Annotated in this window: 16 protein-coding genes and 2 tRNA genes; 3 read left to right on the forward strand and 15 right to left on the reverse strand. The window is 70.7% G+C overall.

The window, feature by feature from the left end; genetic code table 11:
* Window positions 1-77: 77 nt before the first annotated feature.
* From ACGFYU_RS32935 to ACGFYU_RS32970, 8 genes are all read right to left on the reverse strand, one after another.
* Window positions 78-150 (reverse strand) — tRNA-Ala (locus tag ACGFYU_RS32935).
* A 139-nt stretch (window positions 151-289) separates the two neighbouring features.
* Window positions 290-523, reverse strand: coding sequence for a hypothetical protein (locus tag ACGFYU_RS32940; protein WP_008738908.1), 234 nt, complete (start codon window positions 521-523; stop codon window positions 290-292).
* Window positions 524-666: 143 nt separating this feature from the next.
* A tRNA-Ala gene (locus ACGFYU_RS32945) sits at window positions 667-739 on the reverse strand.
* Window positions 740-863: 124 nt separating this feature from the next.
* The gene (locus tag ACGFYU_RS32950; protein ID WP_393831006.1) at window positions 864-1,520 is read right to left on the reverse strand and encodes a histidine phosphatase family protein; all 657 of its coding nucleotides are present in this window, start codon (window positions 1,518-1,520) and stop codon (window positions 864-866) included.
* Window positions 1,517-1,963 carry a ribosome silencing factor gene (rsfS, locus tag ACGFYU_RS32955; RefSeq protein WP_328925687.1) on the reverse strand — a complete coding sequence of 149 codons (447 nt, stop codon included), beginning with the start codon at window positions 1,961-1,963 and terminating at the stop codon, window positions 1,517-1,519. Before rsfS ends, ACGFYU_RS32950 begins: the two co-directional genes overlap by 4 nt.
* 118 nt (window positions 1,964-2,081) lie before the next feature.
* Window positions 2,082-3,725, reverse strand: coding sequence for an LCP family protein (locus ACGFYU_RS32960; RefSeq protein WP_393830969.1), 1,644 nt, complete (start codon window positions 3,723-3,725; stop codon window positions 2,082-2,084).
* 24 nt (window positions 3,726-3,749) lie between these two features.
* The gene (gene nadD / locus ACGFYU_RS32965) at window positions 3,750-4,367 is read right to left on the reverse strand and encodes a nicotinate-nucleotide adenylyltransferase (protein ID WP_393830970.1); all 618 of its coding nucleotides are present in this window, start codon (window positions 4,365-4,367) and stop codon (window positions 3,750-3,752) included.
* A 51-nt stretch (window positions 4,368-4,418) separates the two neighbouring features.
* Window positions 4,419-4,586, reverse strand: a complete 168-nt coding sequence (locus tag ACGFYU_RS32970; RefSeq protein ID WP_382646447.1) for a hypothetical protein — start codon at window positions 4,584-4,586, stop codon at window positions 4,419-4,421.
* 139 nt (window positions 4,587-4,725) lie between these two features.
* Here ACGFYU_RS32970 and ACGFYU_RS32975 point away from each other — a divergent pair, with 139 nt between their 5' ends.
* Window positions 4,726-5,832 carry a M48 family metallopeptidase gene (locus ACGFYU_RS32975; protein WP_393830971.1) on the forward strand — a complete coding sequence of 369 codons (1,107 nt, stop codon included), beginning with the start codon at window positions 4,726-4,728 and terminating at the stop codon, window positions 5,830-5,832.
* Here ACGFYU_RS32975 and ACGFYU_RS32980 read toward each other — a convergent pair.
* The 7 genes from ACGFYU_RS32980 to ACGFYU_RS33010 all read right to left on the reverse strand — a co-directional run bounded on the left by ACGFYU_RS32980 (window position 5,816) and on the right by ACGFYU_RS33010 (window position 12,176).
* On the reverse strand, window positions 5,816-6,961 hold the full coding sequence (locus tag ACGFYU_RS32980) for a hypothetical protein (RefSeq protein ID WP_393830972.1): 1,146 nt from the start codon (window positions 6,959-6,961) through the stop codon (window positions 5,816-5,818). The genes ACGFYU_RS32975 and ACGFYU_RS32980 overlap by 17 nt on opposite strands.
* A 67-nt stretch (window positions 6,962-7,028) precedes the next feature.
* Window positions 7,029-7,586 (reverse strand): hypothetical protein, encoded by a 558-nt coding sequence (locus ACGFYU_RS32985; protein ID WP_393830973.1) that lies wholly within the window; start codon window positions 7,584-7,586, stop codon window positions 7,029-7,031.
* Between the two features lie 77 nt (window positions 7,587-7,663).
* A complete protein-coding gene (locus ACGFYU_RS32990; protein WP_393830974.1) occupies window positions 7,664-8,941 on the reverse strand; it encodes a glutamate-5-semialdehyde dehydrogenase in 1,278 nt (425 codons plus the stop codon).
* A gap of 66 nt (window positions 8,942-9,007) precedes the next feature.
* Complete coding sequence (locus ACGFYU_RS32995) at window positions 9,008-9,421, reverse strand: hypothetical protein (RefSeq protein ID WP_393831007.1); 414 nt, start codon at window positions 9,419-9,421, stop codon at window positions 9,008-9,010.
* An 85-nt stretch (window positions 9,422-9,506) separates the two neighbouring features.
* On the reverse strand, window positions 9,507-10,634 hold the full coding sequence (gene proB, locus ACGFYU_RS33000) for a glutamate 5-kinase (protein ID WP_393830975.1): 1,128 nt from the start codon (window positions 10,632-10,634) through the stop codon (window positions 9,507-9,509).
* A 76-nt stretch (window positions 10,635-10,710) separates the two neighbouring features.
* Window positions 10,711-11,142 (reverse strand): GtrA family protein, encoded by a 432-nt coding sequence (locus ACGFYU_RS33005; protein ID WP_393830976.1) that lies wholly within the window; start codon window positions 11,140-11,142, stop codon window positions 10,711-10,713.
* Window positions 11,139-12,176, reverse strand: coding sequence for a glycosyltransferase family 2 protein (locus ACGFYU_RS33010; protein WP_393830977.1), 1,038 nt, complete (start codon window positions 12,174-12,176; stop codon window positions 11,139-11,141). Before ACGFYU_RS33010 ends, ACGFYU_RS33005 begins: the two co-directional genes overlap by 4 nt.
* 167 nt (window positions 12,177-12,343) lie before the next feature.
* Here ACGFYU_RS33010 and ACGFYU_RS33015 point away from each other — a divergent pair, with 167 nt between their 5' ends.
* Both ACGFYU_RS33015 and ACGFYU_RS33020 read left to right on the forward strand, forming a co-directional pair.
* On the forward strand, window positions 12,344-15,223 hold the full coding sequence (locus ACGFYU_RS33015) for a CDP-glycerol glycerophosphotransferase family protein (RefSeq protein ID WP_393830978.1): 2,880 nt from the start codon (window positions 12,344-12,346) through the stop codon (window positions 15,221-15,223).
* A complete protein-coding gene (locus ACGFYU_RS33020) occupies window positions 15,220-16,368 on the forward strand; it encodes a glycosyltransferase (protein ID WP_393830979.1) in 1,149 nt (382 codons plus the stop codon). The genes ACGFYU_RS33015 and ACGFYU_RS33020 overlap by 4 nt, the downstream gene beginning before the upstream one ends.
* The last annotated feature ends 30 nt before the right edge of the window (window positions 16,369-16,398 follow it).

The raw sequence follows: 16,398 nt of genomic DNA on the forward strand, positions 1-16,398 counted from the left end.
GCGCCCGCCGGCCCGTTCGGGGGGCCCACAAAAACCACCCGGGGCCCACCCGAGCGGGGGCCCCCGCTTCTTCACTGTGGAGCTAAGGAGAATTGAACTCCTGACCTCCTGCATGCCATGCAGGCGCTCTACCAACTGAGCTATAGCCCCTTGCCTTGCTTGCCGCTTCGGTTCCCCTTGCCGGTTTCCCTTGGCGACGTCCCAAACATTACACGGTCATGGCCCTCGTCCAAAAATCGGTTTCCGCCAGCCCCGAGCCATGTCCGATTTGGCCTATCTCGTCACGCTTTCAGGCTCTCGCGAACTGATAGAACCGCTTGAGCGTGCAGTGCTCGTCGAGCAGCCGGCCGTAGATCGGCTCCCCCTCCAGCTCGCGGTACGTCTCGATCGGGTCGCCTTTTATGATCAGCGCCCGCGCGCATTCCTCGCACCAGTACTGGTAGTCGGGGTTGACCGGGTCCATGTCCCGCACGATCGGCGTGCCGTTGTTGCACCAGTCGCACCGGCGCCGGTGTGCACCCATCCGTCAGCGACTCCCTCCCACGTCGGGCCGTCGACTCCCCCTCCGGCCGTCCGATTCTGCCACGGCGGTGCGGGCCAGGTCAGCAATCGCAAAGGGGATAAAAGCAAGGATCCCGCCCCCTGTTGGGGACGGGATCCTGATTGTGGAGCTAAGGAGAATTGAACTCCTGACCTCCTGCATGCCATGCAGGCGCTCTACCAACTGAGCTATAGCCCCGCTCTCCGCTGCGCTTCCCCCCGTCTCCGGTGTTCTTCGCTGCGAACAAGAAGAACTCTAGCCTGTGACCAGCCGGAAAGTGAAATCCGGGTCGGAGCCCCGGCGGGAAGCGGCAGGGAGCCGCTCAGTCGTCGTCGCCGAGCACCGGTTCCGGCAGCGTGCCGGCGTTGTGCTCCAGCAGACGCCAGCCGCGCGCGCCCTCGCCGAGGACGGACCAGCAGCAGTTGGAGAGGCCGCCCAGGGCCTCCCAGTAGTACGCCTCCAGGCCCAGCAGACGGCCGATGGTCGTACGGATGGTGCCGCCGTGGCTGACCACGACGAGCGTGCCGCCCTCCGGCAGCCGGTCGGCGTGCTCCAGCACCACCGGCGCGGCGCGGTCGGCGACCTCGGTCTCCAGCTCGCCGCCGCCACGGCGGACCGGCTCGCCACGCTTCCACGCCGTGTACTGCTCGCCGTACTTCGCGAGGATCTCGTCGTGCGTGAGGCCCTGCCACTCGCCGGCGTAGGTCTCGCGCAGCGCCTCGTCGTGCGCCACCGGCAGCCCCGTGACGGCGGCCAGCTCGGCGGCCGTGGCGGAGGCGCGGCGGAGGTCGGAGGCCACGATGGCGTCCGGCTTCAGCGAGGCGAGCAGCCGCGCCGAGCGGCGCGCCTGCGCCACACCGGCATCGGTCAGCTCGATGTCCGTGGAGCCCTGGAACCGGCGCTCCAGGTTCCACGAGGTCTGGCCGTGCCGCCAGAGGACGATCTTCCTGCCCGGCTTGCCCGAGGTGGTCGTGCTCAGAACAGATCACCGTCCAGGTCGTCGTCGCCCGCCGCCTCGCGCAGCTTGGCGTGCTCCTCGGCCTTGCCGATGGTGAGCTTGGCGTCCTCGGGCAGCTCGATCTCGGGGCAGTCCTTCCACAGGCGCTCCAGCGCGTAGAAGACCCGCTCCTCGCTGTGCTGGACGTGGACGACGATGTCGACGTAGTCGAGCAGGATCCAGCGGGCGTCGCGGTCGCCCTCGCGGCGCACCGGCTTGGCGCCGAGCTCCTTGAGCAGGCGCTCCTCGATCTCGTCCACGATCGACTTGACCTGGCGGTCGTTGGGCGCCGAGGCGAGCAGGAAGGCGTCGGTGATCGACAGCACGTCGCTGACGTCGTACGCGATGATGTCGTGGGCGAGCCGGTCGGCCGCTGCCTGGGCAGCGGTGGTGATGAGCTCGATGGAGCGGTCCGTGGCGGTCACTGGCCATGCTTTCGGGTTGGCGGGCAGATCCTTACAAGGGTCTCATGTACCGCCGACACCGCCCGCGCGGAACGTTCCGCGCGGGCGACGGCGCGCCCGGGCGCCCTCCGCCACCGGGTCAGGACGGCTTGTAGTCCTTGCCCAGGGTCACCACGACATCGGCGTTCACCGCGTTCTCGCCCTTCTTCACGACCGTCTCCGGCAGCCCCAGCGTCTTGGCGACCTCGATCGCCCGGTCCCGCTGCGCGTCGTCCTGGTACGTGATCTGCGAGGTGGCGGCGGTCTTGTCGGCCTTGCCGCCCTCCACGAAGGTGTAGCCGCCGTTCAACAGGGCCGCCTTGGCCGCGATCTGCGTCTTCTCGTCGCCGGTGGCGTCCTTGAGGCCCACGCGGGGGGTGGCGCCGGGCTGCGCGGCGGCGACCGAGCCGCCGAGGACCTCCTTGACGACGTTCTTGGTGGCCTCGTCCGTCAGCGTCCCGTCCGGCTTCACCGCGAGGACGTCGGTGCGGTACGCGCCCACCTTGGCGTGTGCGCCCAGGCGCGACAGCAGGGCGCCGAGGGTCTGCGCGTTCAGGGCCGGGTCGAGGATCTGGCCCATGCTCTCGACCGTCACGGCTGCCGCCTTCGGATCGCTCGGCACCTTGCGCAGGACGGCGTAGAGCACCTTGCCCATGCGGTCCAGCTGCTTGGCCTCCGGTTCGCCCTGGGCCTTGTACGTGGCGTAGGCGACGGCCATCGCGCCGCTCAGGCTCTGCTTCTGGCCCTGGGCCACGGCCGGGGCCTTGGCGGCGTCGTCGGCCGGGACGGCGGTGTCGGTGTCGACCTCGATGCCGCCGACCAGCTCGACCAGGTTCTCCAGGAAGGGGGTGTCCAGGCGCCAGGTGCCGCCGATGCGGGTGCCGAGCACCGAGTCGAGGGACTCGCGGGTGCCGAGGCCGCCCTCCTCGACCGCCTTGCCGAGGCCGGTGGTGGTGCCGTCCGGGCCGGGGACGCCGAGGGTGTTGGGCAGCAGGACGGTGGCGCCCTGCTTCGCGGTGACGTTGTCGACGAGCAGCGCCGAGGAGGTGCCGCCCTTCTTGGTGTTGTGCACGTGGACGACGATCATGTCCCGCTTCTGGGCCCCGGCGTCGGCGGTGGCTCCCGTCTTCGTGTCCCCCGGGCCGTCGAGGAACGGCAGCTTGCCCGCGTACCAGAGGTAGCCGAGGCCGCCGACGACGAACAGGGCGAGGACGACGATCAGCGCCACCACGCGGTTGCGGCCGCGGCGGCGGGCCTCCTCGCGGCGTTCCGTCCGGCTCTCGGTGAACTTGAGCCAGTCGATGACGTCCTCGGAGTCCTCGTCCGGCTCTTCGATGAAGGAGAACTGCTCGGTGCGGTAGTCGGGTGCCTTGCGCGGCTCGGGGACCTGCGCCGCGGCCGGCCGGTCCTGCTGCCGCTCGGGCTGCCGGTCCTGCTGGGGCTCCGGGGCGGTCTGCTGCGGGATCCACTGCTGGGTCTGCTGCGTGTCGTACCCGTAGGAGGGCGGCTGGGCGTACGCCTGCTGCCCGTACTCCCGGTCGGCCGGCTGCGGCGCGTAGTACTGCTGCGGCTGCTGGTAGCCGTAACCCTGCTGCGGGTCGTAGGCCTGCTCGTACGGCTGCTCGTACTGCGGGGCGGACTGCGCGGGCACCTGGCCGTACACCGGCCGCCCGTACGCGTCGTAGCCGATGAGCTGCTGCTCGTTGCCGGCGTACGGGTCGTACGGATCCTGTCGGTCGTTCACCGCGGGGCCCCTCTCTCCGGAAGCTCAGGCTCCCCGGTACAGCTCACGCTTGTCGATGTAGCGCACCACACCGTCCGGCACCAAGTACCAGACAGGATCCCCCTCGGCGACCCGTGCGCGGCAGTCCGTGGAGGAAATCGCCAGCGCGGGCACCTCGACCAGGGATACTCCGCCCTCGGGCAGGCCGTCGTCGGTGAGGACGTGGCCCGGCCGGGTCACTCCGATGAAATGGGCGAGCGAGAAGAGCTCATCGGCGTTACGCCAGGTCAGGATCTGTGCGAGGGCGTCGGCGCCGGTGATGAAGAACAGGTCGGCGTCGTCGTTCAGCGCCTTCAGGTCCCGCAGGGTGTCGATCGTGTACGTCGGCCCGCCGCGGTCGATGTCGATGCGGCTGACCGAGAACTGCGGGTTCGAGGCCGTGGCGATGACCGTCATCAGGTAGCGGTCCTCGGCGGGCGACACGGCCCGCTGCGACTTCTGCCACGGCTCGCCGGTCGGTACGAACACCACCTCGTCGAGGTGGAAAAGGGCGGCGACCTCGCTGGCGGCCACCAGGTGTCCGTGGTGGATCGGGTCGAATGTCCCGCCCATCACGCCGAGCCGGCGCTTGACCGGGCCCGTAGGCACTTCCTGCTCTCCCATGAGCGCAGAGCCTACTGGCCCGGTGTCGCATCCACCGCTGGCGGTCGGGGCCTAGCGGTCACGGTTCAGGCGCGTGGTGATCCAGAGCATGAGGCAGAGGATGAAGAGCGCGCCGCCGCCGGTCAGGTACGGGTTGAGGCTGTCGTGGTTGCCGCCGTGCTGCTCGGCCCCCTCCGAGGCGAGGACGACCAGGTTGTGGGCGGTGGAGGAGAGGCTCATCAGGCAGATACCTATCGAGTCGGGGAGCGGGCGGAGACTTCGCTCACATCGTATGCGGGGGCCTGGGGCACGCTCGCGCCGACTCAGGCGTTGGAGAGGATAGACGCAGAGCAGTCAGGTCGATCCAGGGGAGGGCGCTATGACGGAGACAGGGTTCGAGAAGACGCCGGCGCGGGACCGCAGGAGGTTCCCCGGCATTTCCTCACGGGCGTACGAGCACCCGGCGGACCGCTCGGCGCTGGTGGCGCTGCGCAAGCTGAGCGGCTTCGACACCGTGTTCAAGGCCATGAGCGGACTGCTCCCGGAGCGCAGCCTGCGGCTGCTGTTCCTGTCGGACTCCGTCCGGGTGGGCGACACCCAGTTCCCGCATCTGTACGCGATGCTCCGCGACGCCTGCTACATCCTGGACCTGGAGAAGGTCCCGCAGATGTACGTGCAGCAGGACCCGAAGCCCAATGCGATGTGCATCGGTCTGGACGAGCCGATCATCGTGGTGACCACGGCCCTGGTCGAGCTGCTCGACGAGGAGGAGATGCGGGCGGTGGTGGGCCACGAGGTGGGCCACGCGCTGTCGGGTCACTCGGTGTACCGCACGGTCCTGCTGTTCCTGACGAACCTGGCGCTGAAGGTGGCGTGGATCCCGCTGGGCAATGTGGCGATCATGGCGATCGTGACGGCGCTGCGGGAGTGGTTCCGCAAGTCGGAGCTGTCGGCGGACCGGGCCGGGCTGCTGGTGGGGCAGGACGTGCAGGCCTCGATGCGCGGACTGATGAAGATCGCGGGCGGCAACCACCTCCACGAGATGAATGTGGACGCCTTCCTGGCCCAGGCCGAGGAGTACGAGTCGAGCGGTGACCTGCGCGATTCCGTGCTGAAGATCCTCAACATGCTGCCCCGCACGCACCCCTTCACCACGGTGCGGGCGGCCGAGCTGAAGAAGTGGTCGGAGAGCCGCGACTTCCAGCGGATCATGGACGGCCACTACCCGCGGCGGGACGAGGACAAGGACACCTCGGTGACCGACTCCTTCCGGCAGTCCGCGGCGCACTACGCCGATTCGGTGCGCACCAGCAAGGATCCGTTGATGAAGCTGGTGGGCGACATCGCCGGCGGGGCGGGCGACCTGGGCGGCAAGCTCCGCGACAAGTTCACCGGCACCGGATCGGGGTCCGCCGGGGGCGGCGGCGCCGAGGCCAAGGGGACGGACACGGGCGGGGCTACGGGCGGGACTACGGAGCAGGGCTGACCGGGCCGGTCGTGGGGGCGGCGGGCTGGGCCAGCACGCCGCACAGCCCGGCCGTGCGCCGCGGATGGCCGCTGGCGTACGGGTCGCTCGCGGCCGGGCCCACCGTGGTCGGTCCGGCTCCGGCCAGGACGGGGCGGAAGGCTCCGGCCGGGTCGGCGGAGCAGTCCTGCGGCCCGGCCATCACGTAGGACGTGGCCAGCTCGGCCCGCCGGGCGGCGAGGTCCTCCCGGTCGAAGCGCAGCTTCAGTTCGCGGCGGACGGTGAAGAGCGAGGCCCCGTCGGCAGCGGCGGGGGCTCCGGTGGCCGGGCGTACCGCGTACACGAAGGTGTGGTCGGTGATCACCTCCAGCACGTCGGGGGCGACCTCCTCGAAGGCGAGGGTGCCGCTCACGCGGACCCGGGAGTCGGCGAGGACGGCGGTGCCCTGGTCGAAGCGGACCAGCCAGCCGGTGGCCGCGTGCCTGCCGTCGCCGAGGGGCGTGCTCATGCTGCGGTCGAACTGCGCCAGCTGGTCGGGGTCGAGCAGCACCCGCACGGGCCGGGAGGCGGTTCCGGCCAGGACGTCGGGGTCCAGTGAGGACTGCACCAGGTAGTCCTTGGCGATGGACAGCGCGGTGACGACCTGGCTGTCGGTGAAGTGGTGCGTGCGGCGCACGGCGGGCAGGGTGATCCCGGCCGCCCCGACGCGGTAGTCGGCGGCGGGGCTCGTCGCGTACAGATCGGCGGGCCGCCCGCCGGGCACGGCGGCGGCCGGCGCGAGCGGCACGACGGTGCTGGCGAGGGGCTGGGCGGGGCCGCCCGGCGGGGGGACGTACGGGTTGCGCAGCCCCATGTAGACGGCGGCGGCGAAGGCCGTGGCGATGAGCAGCACGAGCAGCATGCCCTGGCGGGCGCCCCGGCCGGGAGTGCTCGCACGGGAGGCGGATCCGCCGGACGACCAGATGGACCGGCTGCGTACGGCGCGGGCGTGCTCGCCCATGCGCTCCTGTGCGGAGTACTCCTGGAGCCGGGCAGCGCGGACGAAGTCCTCGTCGAACACCACCGACCGGAATTCGTCCGAGCGGAATTCGTCGTCACCCTCTCCGATGCCATCGGGGGTGCCGTTGGGCGGATCTCCTGGAACGGCCATCGCTTCTCCCGCTGTCCCCGCTTCAGAGAAGCCCCCAGCTCCGTCGCATGCGAGTGGGGTCGTACCTTCAGGGTTGGCGGCCGGAGGGGTACGTAAACGCGCCGACGCCGGTGACTTCCCGCAAGGGGGTGCTGGCGGGCGCGGGGGCGGGGTCCGCCTCGCCCGCGGCGCTGCGGTAGACGGCGCTGAAGGCGAGCGCGACCATGCCGAGGCCCATCACGAAGGCGAGGACCCAGGCGACGGGACGCAGCCAGGGCGAGCGGCCGCGGTACGGGCGCAGGCTGCCGCCGTAGGCCCCGTACGGACCGTCGGCATAGCCGTAGCCGTGGCCGCGGTCGTGGTCCCAGCCGTGGTCGTCGGGGCCGTACCCGTCGGGGTGGCCGTAACCGTAGCTGTCGTAGTCGTCGTCGCCGGTCCATCCGCCGGCGACGGCGCGGGCCGCTTCGGCCTCGGCGCGCGCCCGGTCGGCCGCCCGCTGGCGCTCGGCGGCGCTCGGTTCATGGATCTCGGCGTTCCGGACGAAGTCCTCGTCGAACACCACGGAGGCGAAGTCCTTGTCCGCGCCTCCGCGGTCGTCGTCGGGCTCCCCGTCGTCCGGGAACTTGCCCCCCACGTCGTCCGGCACAGGACCAGCCTAGACCTGGGGGGCTGCTTTGGGCAGGGTGTGAGCCGAAATCCGGCCACACCGCGTTCGGTCCGCGACTACCGAATGTGACCGTCGCCCGTGACGATGTACTTGGTGGAGGTCAGCTCGGGAAGGCCCATCGGGCCCCGGGCGTGCAGCTTCTGCGTGGAGATCCCGATCTCGGCGCCGAAGCCGAACTGACCACCGTCGGTGAACCGGGTGGACGCATTCACGGCGACCGTGGTCGAGTCGACCAGCTGGGTGAAGCGGCGGGCGGCGGCCTGCGAGGTGGTGACGATCGCCTCGGTGTGGCCGGAGGTCCAGCGGCGGATGTGGGCGACGGCGTCGTCGAGGGAGTCCACGACACCGGCGGCGATGTCGTAGGAGAGGTACTCGGCGGCCCAGTCCTCGTCGGTGGCGGGCAGGGCGGTGGCCTTGGTGCCCTCGGCGGCGGCCAGGACCCGGGCGTCGCCGTGGACGGTCACGCCGGCGTCGGCGAGGGCGTCGAGGGCGCGCGGCAGGAAGGCGTCGGCGATGTCGCGGTGGACGAGGAGGGTCTCGGCGGCGTTGCAGACGGAGGGCCGCTGGGCCTTGGAGTTGATGAGGATGTCCACGGCCATGTCCAGGTCGGCCTGGGCGTCGACGTAGACGTGGCAGTTGCCGGTACCGGTCTCGATGACCGGAACGGTGGACTCCTCGACCACGGTCTTGATGAGGGAGGCACCGCCGCGCGGGATGAGCACGTCGACGAGGCCGCGGGCCCGCATCAGCTCGCGGACGGAGTCGCGGGACTCGCCGGGGACGAGCTGGATCGCGTCGGCGGGCAGGCCGGCGCTCTCGACGGCGTCGCGCAGGATGGCGACGAGCGCGGTGTTGGAGGCGTACGCGGAGGAGCTGCCGCGGAGCAGGACCGCGTTGCCGGACTTGAGGCAGAGGGCCGCGGCGTCGACGGTGACGTTGGGGCGGGCCTCGTAGATGATGCCGACGACGCCGAGCGGGACGCGGACCTGGCGGATGTCGATGCCGTTGGGGAGGGTGTTGCCGCGGACGACCTCGCCGACGGGGTCGGGGAGGGCTGCGACGTCCCGTACGTCGGAGGCGATGGCGGCGACGCGCTCGGGGGTGAGGGTGAGGCGGTCGATGACGGTCTCACTGGTACCGGCCGCGCGGGCCTTGTCGGTGTCGACGGCGTTGGCCTCGACGATCTCGGCCGTACGGGCCTCCAGCGCGTCCGCGATCGCCAGCAGCGCGGTGTCCTTGGCGGACCGCGGCAGTGGCGCGATGGCGGCAGCCGCGGTGCGGGCCGCTTGCGCGGTGGCGGTGACGGGTGAGGTGGTGGCATCCAGCGAGGTCATGCCGCCCAGGGTAATCCCCGGGGCGTACCCCCCGAACGGGGTTTCACCCCGCGAGACGGCCCCCGATCATTGGTACGGGTGCACACCCACCGGGTGGGCCGGGGGCGGGCCGTAGCCCTCTGCCACGCGTTGGTGGTAGGTGGCGCGGTCGATGACCTCCAGGCCGACGATCTCCCAGGGCGGGAGCTTCGCCGAGGAGCGGTGTTCGCCCCAGAGGCGGAGGGCGACGGCCGCCGCGTCGTGGAGGTCGCGGGCCTCCTCCCAGTACCGGATCTCGGCGTGGTCGTCGGCGTACCGGCTGGTCAGCAGGAAGGGGTGGTCATGGGCCAGCTGCTCCAGCCCCCGCCGGACCTCGGCGAGCGGCGCCGGCTTGCCGGAGACACTCAGGGTCACGTGCCAGAGGCGGGAGGTCTGGTCCCGCTCGTCTCCGCCGCCGTCACCGTCCCCCGGCCCGACGCTGGTCAGCGCTCGTCTCACCAGCCGCCTCCTGTCTGCGCTACGCGTGTCCGTCCGCCCCTCACAGTTGACCAGTCCCCGGCCCGCCGCGCGGCGGTTTTGCCGAACCTCAGCCCTGGAGCAGGACCAGATCGTCCCGGTGGATGACCTCCCGCTCGTACGCGGGTCCGAGTTCACGGGCGAGCTCGGGGGTGGAACGGCCGAGGAGCCGCGGCAGTTCCTTGGCGTCGAAGTTGACCAGGCCGCGCGCCACCGCCCGGCCCGAGGTGTCGCGCAGTTCCACCGGGTCGCCCGCCGTGAACTCGCCCTCGACCGCCGCGATGCCGGCCGCGAGCAGGGAGCTGCCGCGCTCGGTGACCGCGCGGACCGCGCCGTCGTCGAGTACGAGGTGCCCCTGGGGGGTGGAGGCGTGCTGGAGCCACAGCAGCCGGTCCGCCGAGCGGCGGCCCGTCGCGTGGAAGTGGGTGCCCGTGGCGCGCCCGGCCAGCGCGTCGGCGGCCTGGCTCGCGGAGGTGAGCACCACCGGGATCCCTGCGGCGGCCGCGATCCGCGCCGCCTCGACCTTGGTGACCATGCCGCCGGTTCCCACGCCCGCCTTGCCGGCGCTGCCGATGGAGACGTGCGCGATGTCCTCGGGGCCGTGGACCTCGTCGATGCGGGTGGTGCCGGGCAGCGAGGGGTCGCCGTCGTAGAGGCCGTCCACGTCGGAGAGGAGGACGAGGAGGTCCGCGCGGACGAGGTGGGCGACCAGCGCGGCCAGGCGGTCGTTGTCGCCGAAGCGGATCTCGTCGGTGGCGACGGTGTCGTTCTCGTTCACGACGGGCAGCGCGCCCATGGCCAGCAGCTGGTCCAGGGTGCGGTACGCGTTGCGGTAGTGGGCGCGGCGGCTGGTGTCGTCGGTGGTGAGCAGCACCTGGCCGACGCGGATGCCGTACCGGGCGAAGGAGGCGGTGTAGCGGGCGACGAGCAGCCCCTGGCCGACGCTGGCGGCGGCCTGCTGGCGGGCCAGGTCCTTGGGGCGGCGGCGCAGCCCGAGCGGGGACAGTCCGGCGGCGATAGCTCCGCTGGAGACGAGGACGATCTCCTTCTCCCCGCCGCTGCGGGCCTTGGCCAGGACGTCCACCAGCGCGTCCACCCGGTCGGCGTCGAGGCCGCCGGCGGCGGTGGTCAGGGAGGAGGAGCCGACCTTGACCACGATCCTGCGGGCGTCCACGACACCCTGCCTAGCCGCTGACACGTCTTACCCCTTGCCCCTCGCCGGATTGCCTGCCGTCTCAATCTACGGGGTGGGCCGCGGCGTCCGCCCGGGGGTTTCAGCCCCTGGACGAACCGGCTTCCGCGCGCTGCTGCTCCTCGGCCCGCGCGGCGGCGCCGGGGACGAGGATCTTGCGCGAGAGCAGGAAGGTGAACGGAATGGCCACGATCGCCGCGACCAGCGGGGCGATCCGGGTGTCCATCCCGGCCCAGGTCACCAGGGCGTACAGGCCGGCCGACTGGATCACGTAGTTCGTGACGTTCGTCAGCGGGAAGAGGAGGAACTTCTTCCAGGTCGGCCGGGTCCGGTAGGTGAAGTAGGTGTTCATGAAGAAGGAGCCGACCATCGCCAGCACGAAGGCGAGCGAGTAGGCGGCGAAGTACGGCATCCACGGGTGCAGGAGCAGGTAGATGGCGAAGAAGGTGCCGGTGTTGACCCCGCCCACGAGGGCGAAGCGGAAGATCTGGCCGAGCTGGTCCCTACGGCTCATCGGGCGCTGCGCTCCGCACTGCCGTGGCCGCTGCGCTCGGGTTCGCGCCCGCGGTCCCGCCCGGTGTCCCGCTCCGGGCCGCGCTCCGCGATCGCCGCTTCCGCCACCCGCTCGCCGTGCGATTCCTTCACCAGGAAGTGCGGCCTGCGCTTGGTCTCGTAGTAGATGCGGCCGATGTACTCGCCGATCAGACCCAGCATGATCATCTGAACGCCGCCGATGCCGGCGATCATCGCGACGAGGGTGACGTAGCCCGGCGAGTCGATGCCGTTGGTCATCGCCGTGATCGTGATCCACAGTGCGTACAGGCCGGTCAGGGCGACCAGCGACACCCCGATCCAGATCCCGACCCGCAGCGGCTTGTTGTTGAAGGAGATCAGGCCGTCCATGGCGTAGTTCAGCAGCGAGCCGAACTTCCACTTCGTCTCGCCGGCCTCGCGCTGGGCGTTGCGGTAGTCGAAGTGGACGGTGTCGAAGCCGATCCAGGAGAAGAGGCCCTTGGAGAAGCGGTTGTACTCCGGGAGCGACAGCAGCGCGTCCACGGCCGGTCGGGAGAGGAGGCGGAAGTCGCCCACCCCGTCGGTGAGTTCGACGTCGACCCAGCGGTTCACGCCGCGGTAGTAGAGGCGGCTGAGCGCGGAGCGGACCTTCTTGTCGCCCTCGCGCGTGCGGCGGGCGATGATCTGGTCGTGGCCCTGCCGGTAGTAGTCGAGCATGGTCGCGATGAGCTCCGGCGGGTGCTGGAGGTCCGCGTCCATGATCACCACGGCGTCGCCGGTGGCCTCGCGGAGGCCCGCGAGCATGCCGGCCTCCTTGCCGAAATTGCGGCTGAAGGAGACGTACCGCGTCTGCCGGCCGTGCTCGGCGGCGATCTTCCGGAGCTTGTCGAGGGTGCCGTCGCGACTTCCGTCGTCGACGTAGCAGACCTCGTACTCGACGGGGAGGGCGTCCAGAACCCTGCGGATCTCCGCGTCGAAGCTATCGATGACGGCTTCTTCGTTGTAGCAAGGGACAACTACGGACAGCTTCGTCATGAACACTTCCTGCTGGGTCCGAACGGGTGATTATCGGCGACCGGACCCGCCACTCACCTCTTCCTTAGAAGTATGCACGCGGACGGTCGGCCTGCCTGAGCCGAGTTCGGCACAGGGTAGCTTTGACGGGTTGAGCGGGATAAGCGGAATGCAGCGAAGGGATCGAGGTGCACGTGCCTGACGTCTCCGTGGTCGTCATCGTCTACAACGACGCAGAGCGTCTGTCGACAGCAGTCCAGTCCGTTTTGGACCAGACCCTGCACGGGGTCGAGGTCGTGATCGTCGACGACTGCAGCCAGGACCGCTCGTACGCGGTAGCCCAGGAACTGGAAGCCGCGCATCCGGGGAGAGTGCGCGCCTTCCGGCTGCCGGAGAACAGCGGTGGCTGCGGCGCGCCCCGCAACCACGGCATCCAGCAGGCCACCGGCACGTACGTCATGTTCCTGGACAGCGACGACGTGCTCGAGCGCAATGCCTGCCGGAACATGCTGGACGCCGCCGAGCGCACCGGCTCCGACCTGGTCTCGGGCATGTGCGTACGCGTGCACCTCGACAACCGGTGGGGCAAGACCACCGAGTGGTACCCGTGGATCTACTCGCGCACGCGCACCCTGGAGTCGATCACCGACTTCCCCGACCTGCTGGTCTACGACACCCTCTCCACGAACAAGTGCTACCGGCGCGCATTCCTGCTGGAGCAGGGCCTGGAGTTCCCGGTCGGGATCCACTACGAGGACCTGCTCTTCTCCGCGCAGGCGTACGTCGCCGCCCGGCGCATCACGCTGATCCCGAACCACGTCTACTTCTGGAACGTGATCGAGAAGGCCGCGTCGAAGTCGATCAGCAACCGGCGCCACGAGATCGCGAACTTCGTCCACCGGATGGAGATCCACCGCCGCGTCGACGAGCTGTTGGCCTCCAAGGGCCACACGGACATCAAGACCGCCAAGGACGCGAAGTTCCTCAAGCACGACCTGGTGCTGCACCTGCGCGACCTGCCGCTGCTCAGCGACGAGTACCGCCAGGAGTTCGCCCGCCTCGCCAACGGCTACCTGGCGGGGATCGACCCGGCCGCGTACGAGAACGTCACGTACCTCCAGGCGATCTGCGCCTACCTGCTGGGCAAGGAGGACTGGGACAACCTGCTCCCGGCCGCCGACGCCATGACCAACAAGGGCCGGCTCTCCTCGCCGCTCGCCGAGCGCGACGGGCGCGTCTACTGGTGCGCCGACCACCTCGACGACGAAGACGCCGCCGAGGCCCGCCGGATACTGGACGTCACGGAGCAGGGCTTCCACACCACCCCGCTCGGCTCCCTCCAGCTCGGCAACCGGCTCACCTCCTACGAGGACGACGGGCGCGGCACCGTCACGCTGTCCGGCGCCGTCGTCAACCCGCTCGGCCGCATCGAGCCCGACGCGGAACTGAAGGCGTCCCTGGAGTTCCGGGCCCGCCGTCAGATCGGCGTGCGCTCGTTCAGCTTCCCGGTGGCAACGGTGCGCCACGCCGGTGACACGATCGAGTGGACCGGTACGGCCGACATCGGCGGCACCGTCCGCCCCCTCGGCATCATCGACGCCGTCTGGGACGTCCGCCTCAAGCTGACCGCCGGGAGCGAGAAGGTCACCACCCGCGTCTCGGTCGGCGGGGTCGACCTGGAGTCGGCGGCCCGGCTGCGCGTGCGGCCGCGGCTGACCCGCCTCGTCTCCGACCGCTTCGAGCCGGAGATGACCAAGAAGGGCAACCTCTCCTACGTCCTGACCGCCGAGGGCGCCGCCGCCGTCCGCACCCAGACCCTGCTCAACAACGCCATACAGGGCAAGACGGCCAACGTGGTCAAGCGCGGCCTGCGCAAGGCCCTGCGGGCCCGCCGCAACATGGGCTCCGGCGAGCAGAAGGTCAAGATCTACCACGAGGTCTTCTCGAAGCTGCCGATCAAGAAGGGCACGGTCGTCTTCGAGAGCCACATGGGCAAGCAGTACAGCGACAGCCCGAAGGCGATCTACGAGGAGATGGTGCGCCAGGGCGTGCCCTTCGAGGCGATCTGGTCGTACGCGGGCGCCAAGCCCACCGGGTTCCCCAAGGAGGCCACCCTGGTGCGGCGCTGGAGCTGGGCCTACCTGCGCGCGCTGGCCCAGGCCGAGTTCTGGGTCGACAACCAGGGCTTCCCGCTGGCCCTCACCAAGCGCCCGGGGACCACGTACATCCAGACCTGGCACGGTTCGGCGCTCAAGCGGATGGGCTTCCACGAGCCCCGCACCAAGGCGCAGGGGCGCGCCGGCCAGGACCGCTTCCAGGCGGCCGTCGACCGCTTCGACCACTTCCTGATCCGCTCCGAGCACGACACCCGCACCCTCGCCAAGGGTTTCCGGCTGCGCGACGAGGTGCTGCTGCGCACGGGCTACCCGCGCAACGACGCCCTGGTGGAGGCGCACCGGAGCGAGGCCCACAGCGGCGAGCGGGTCCGCGGCCCGCTGGCGGCCGAGCTCGGCATCGACCCGGACAAGAAGGTGCTGCTCTACGCGCCGACCTTCCGGGCCGCCGCCGACGGCTCGGTCGAGGGCTTCACCTTCCCCTTCGACGTGGAGGAGTTCGCGGACCGGCTCGGCGACCGCTTCACGCTGCTGGTGCGGACCCACTACCTCAACAGCGTCTCGCTGCCGCCGTCGGTCGCGGGCCGCGTCGTCGACGTGTCCCGGCACCACGACATCACCCCGCTGCTGGCCCTGGCCGACGGTCTGATCACCGACTACTCGTCCGTGATGTTCGACTACGCGGTCCTGGACCGGCCGATGCTGTTCTTCGCGTACGACTACGAGAAGTACGCCAACGACATCCGCGGCACGTACTTCGACCTGAAGGAGAAGGCCCCGGGCCCGGTCGTGGCCACGGCGGACGAGCTCTTCCAGGCGCTCGCCGCCTTCGAGGAGGCGGACGCCAAGTACGCGGAGGCACGCCAGCGCTTCCTCACCGAGTTCGGCGAGTACGACCGCGGGGACGCGGCCCGCCAGATCGTCGAGAAGTTCTTCACGAGGAGCGGCAAGTGAGCCGGGACATCTTCATCGTCTCCAACAACGTCGACGAGCTCGGCGGTGTGACCACCTGGTCGCACCAGATGGCCCGGCTGTTCACCGACCGCGGGCACAAGGTGCACGTCGTCGGCATCGCCCCGGTCGCCGAGGAGATCCGGCAGAAGCTGCCGCAGGACCTGCCCTACGACGTGACCACCCTCTACGACGCCCACCCGCCGGCGGCCCGCCGGCTGCGCGGCATCAAGGGCCGGCTGAACGCGCCCGAGCGGCGCCGCCAGGCGGCCCGGCGGGCGGGGATGCGCGCCAAGGCGGAGCAGCTGAGCGAGCTGCTGCGGGCCGCGCGCCCCGGCGGTGTGGTCATCGTCACCCAGGTCTGGGCGATGGAGTGGGTGGCGCTCGCCGACACCAAGGGGCTCAGCGTCATCGGCATGAGCCACGAGTCCTTCGAGGCCAGCAAGAAGTCCACCCGGGGAGACCGCGTCCGCCGCCACTACCGCGAGGTGGACCGGCTGCTGGTGCTGACCGCCGAGGACGCGGACCTGTGGATCCGGGCGGGCATGGAGAACGTCGGGAGCATGCCGAACCCGCTTCCCTTCATGCCCGACTCCCCCGCCCCGCGCACCGGGAAGGTCGTCGCCAGCGTCGGCCGCCTCGCCTTCGAGAAGGGCGTCGACCTGCTCCTCGACGCCTGGGCGGATGCCGTCCCGCACCACCCCGACTGGGTCCTGCGGATCTACGGGGCGGGCCTGGAGGAGCCGGCGCTGCGGGCGCACTGCACCTCGCTGGGGCTGGACGACTCCGTGGAGTGGATGGGCAGCACCGACGACGTGCTGGGCGCGCTGCGCGGGGCCTCGGTCTTCGCGCAGGCCTCGCGGGCCGAGGGCTTCCCGATCACGCTGCTGGAGGCGATGGCGACGGGCCTGCCGGTGGCCGCCTTCGACTGCGCGCCGGGCGTACGGGAGATCGTGACGCACGGCCAGGACGGGCTGCTGGCCCGCCTCGGCAACACGATGGAGCTCGCCGGGCACCTGGACGCGCTCATGTCGGACCGCGAGCTGCGCGACCGGCTCGGCGACACCGCCTTCACGTCGGTGAAGCGGTTCTCCAGCACTGAGATCACCGACCGGTGGGAGGCGCTGTTCTCCTTCCTGGAGCGCTGACCGCCGTACGTACGAAGAGCCGCCCGCCCC

This window comes from Streptomyces sp. NPDC048337 (assembly GCF_043201175.1).
In the GTDB taxonomy this organism is placed as follows: Bacteria; Actinomycetota; Actinomycetes; order Streptomycetales; family Streptomycetaceae; genus Streptomyces.

Bases quoted from the DNA above. Each gene is read 5' to 3' on its own strand.
- ACGFYU_RS32940 (WP_008738908.1), bottom strand. From the start codon at position 523: ATGGGTGCACACCGGCGCCGGTGCGACTGGTGCAACAACGGCACGCCG.
- nadD (WP_393830970.1), bottom strand. From the start codon at position 4,367: ATGGGAGAGCAGGAAGTGCCTACGGGCCCGGTCAAGCGCCGGCTCGGC.
- ACGFYU_RS32970 (WP_382646447.1), bottom strand. From the start codon at position 4,586: ATGAGCCTCTCCTCCACCGCCCACAACCTGGTCGTCCTCGCCTCGGAG.
- ACGFYU_RS32975 (WP_393830971.1), top strand. From the start codon at position 4,726: ATGACGGAGACAGGGTTCGAGAAGACGCCGGCGCGGGACCGCAGGAGG.
- ACGFYU_RS32980 (WP_393830972.1), bottom strand. From the start codon at position 6,961: ATGGCCGTTCCAGGAGATCCGCCCAACGGCACCCCCGATGGCATCGGA.
- ACGFYU_RS32990 (WP_393830974.1), bottom strand. From the start codon at position 8,941: ATGACCTCGCTGGATGCCACCACCTCACCCGTCACCGCCACCGCGCAA.
- ACGFYU_RS33005 (WP_393830976.1), bottom strand. From the start codon at position 11,142: ATGAGCCGTAGGGACCAGCTCGGCCAGATCTTCCGCTTCGCCCTCGTG.
- ACGFYU_RS33010 (WP_393830977.1), bottom strand. From the start codon at position 12,176: ATGACGAAGCTGTCCGTAGTTGTCCCTTGCTACAACGAAGAAGCCGTC.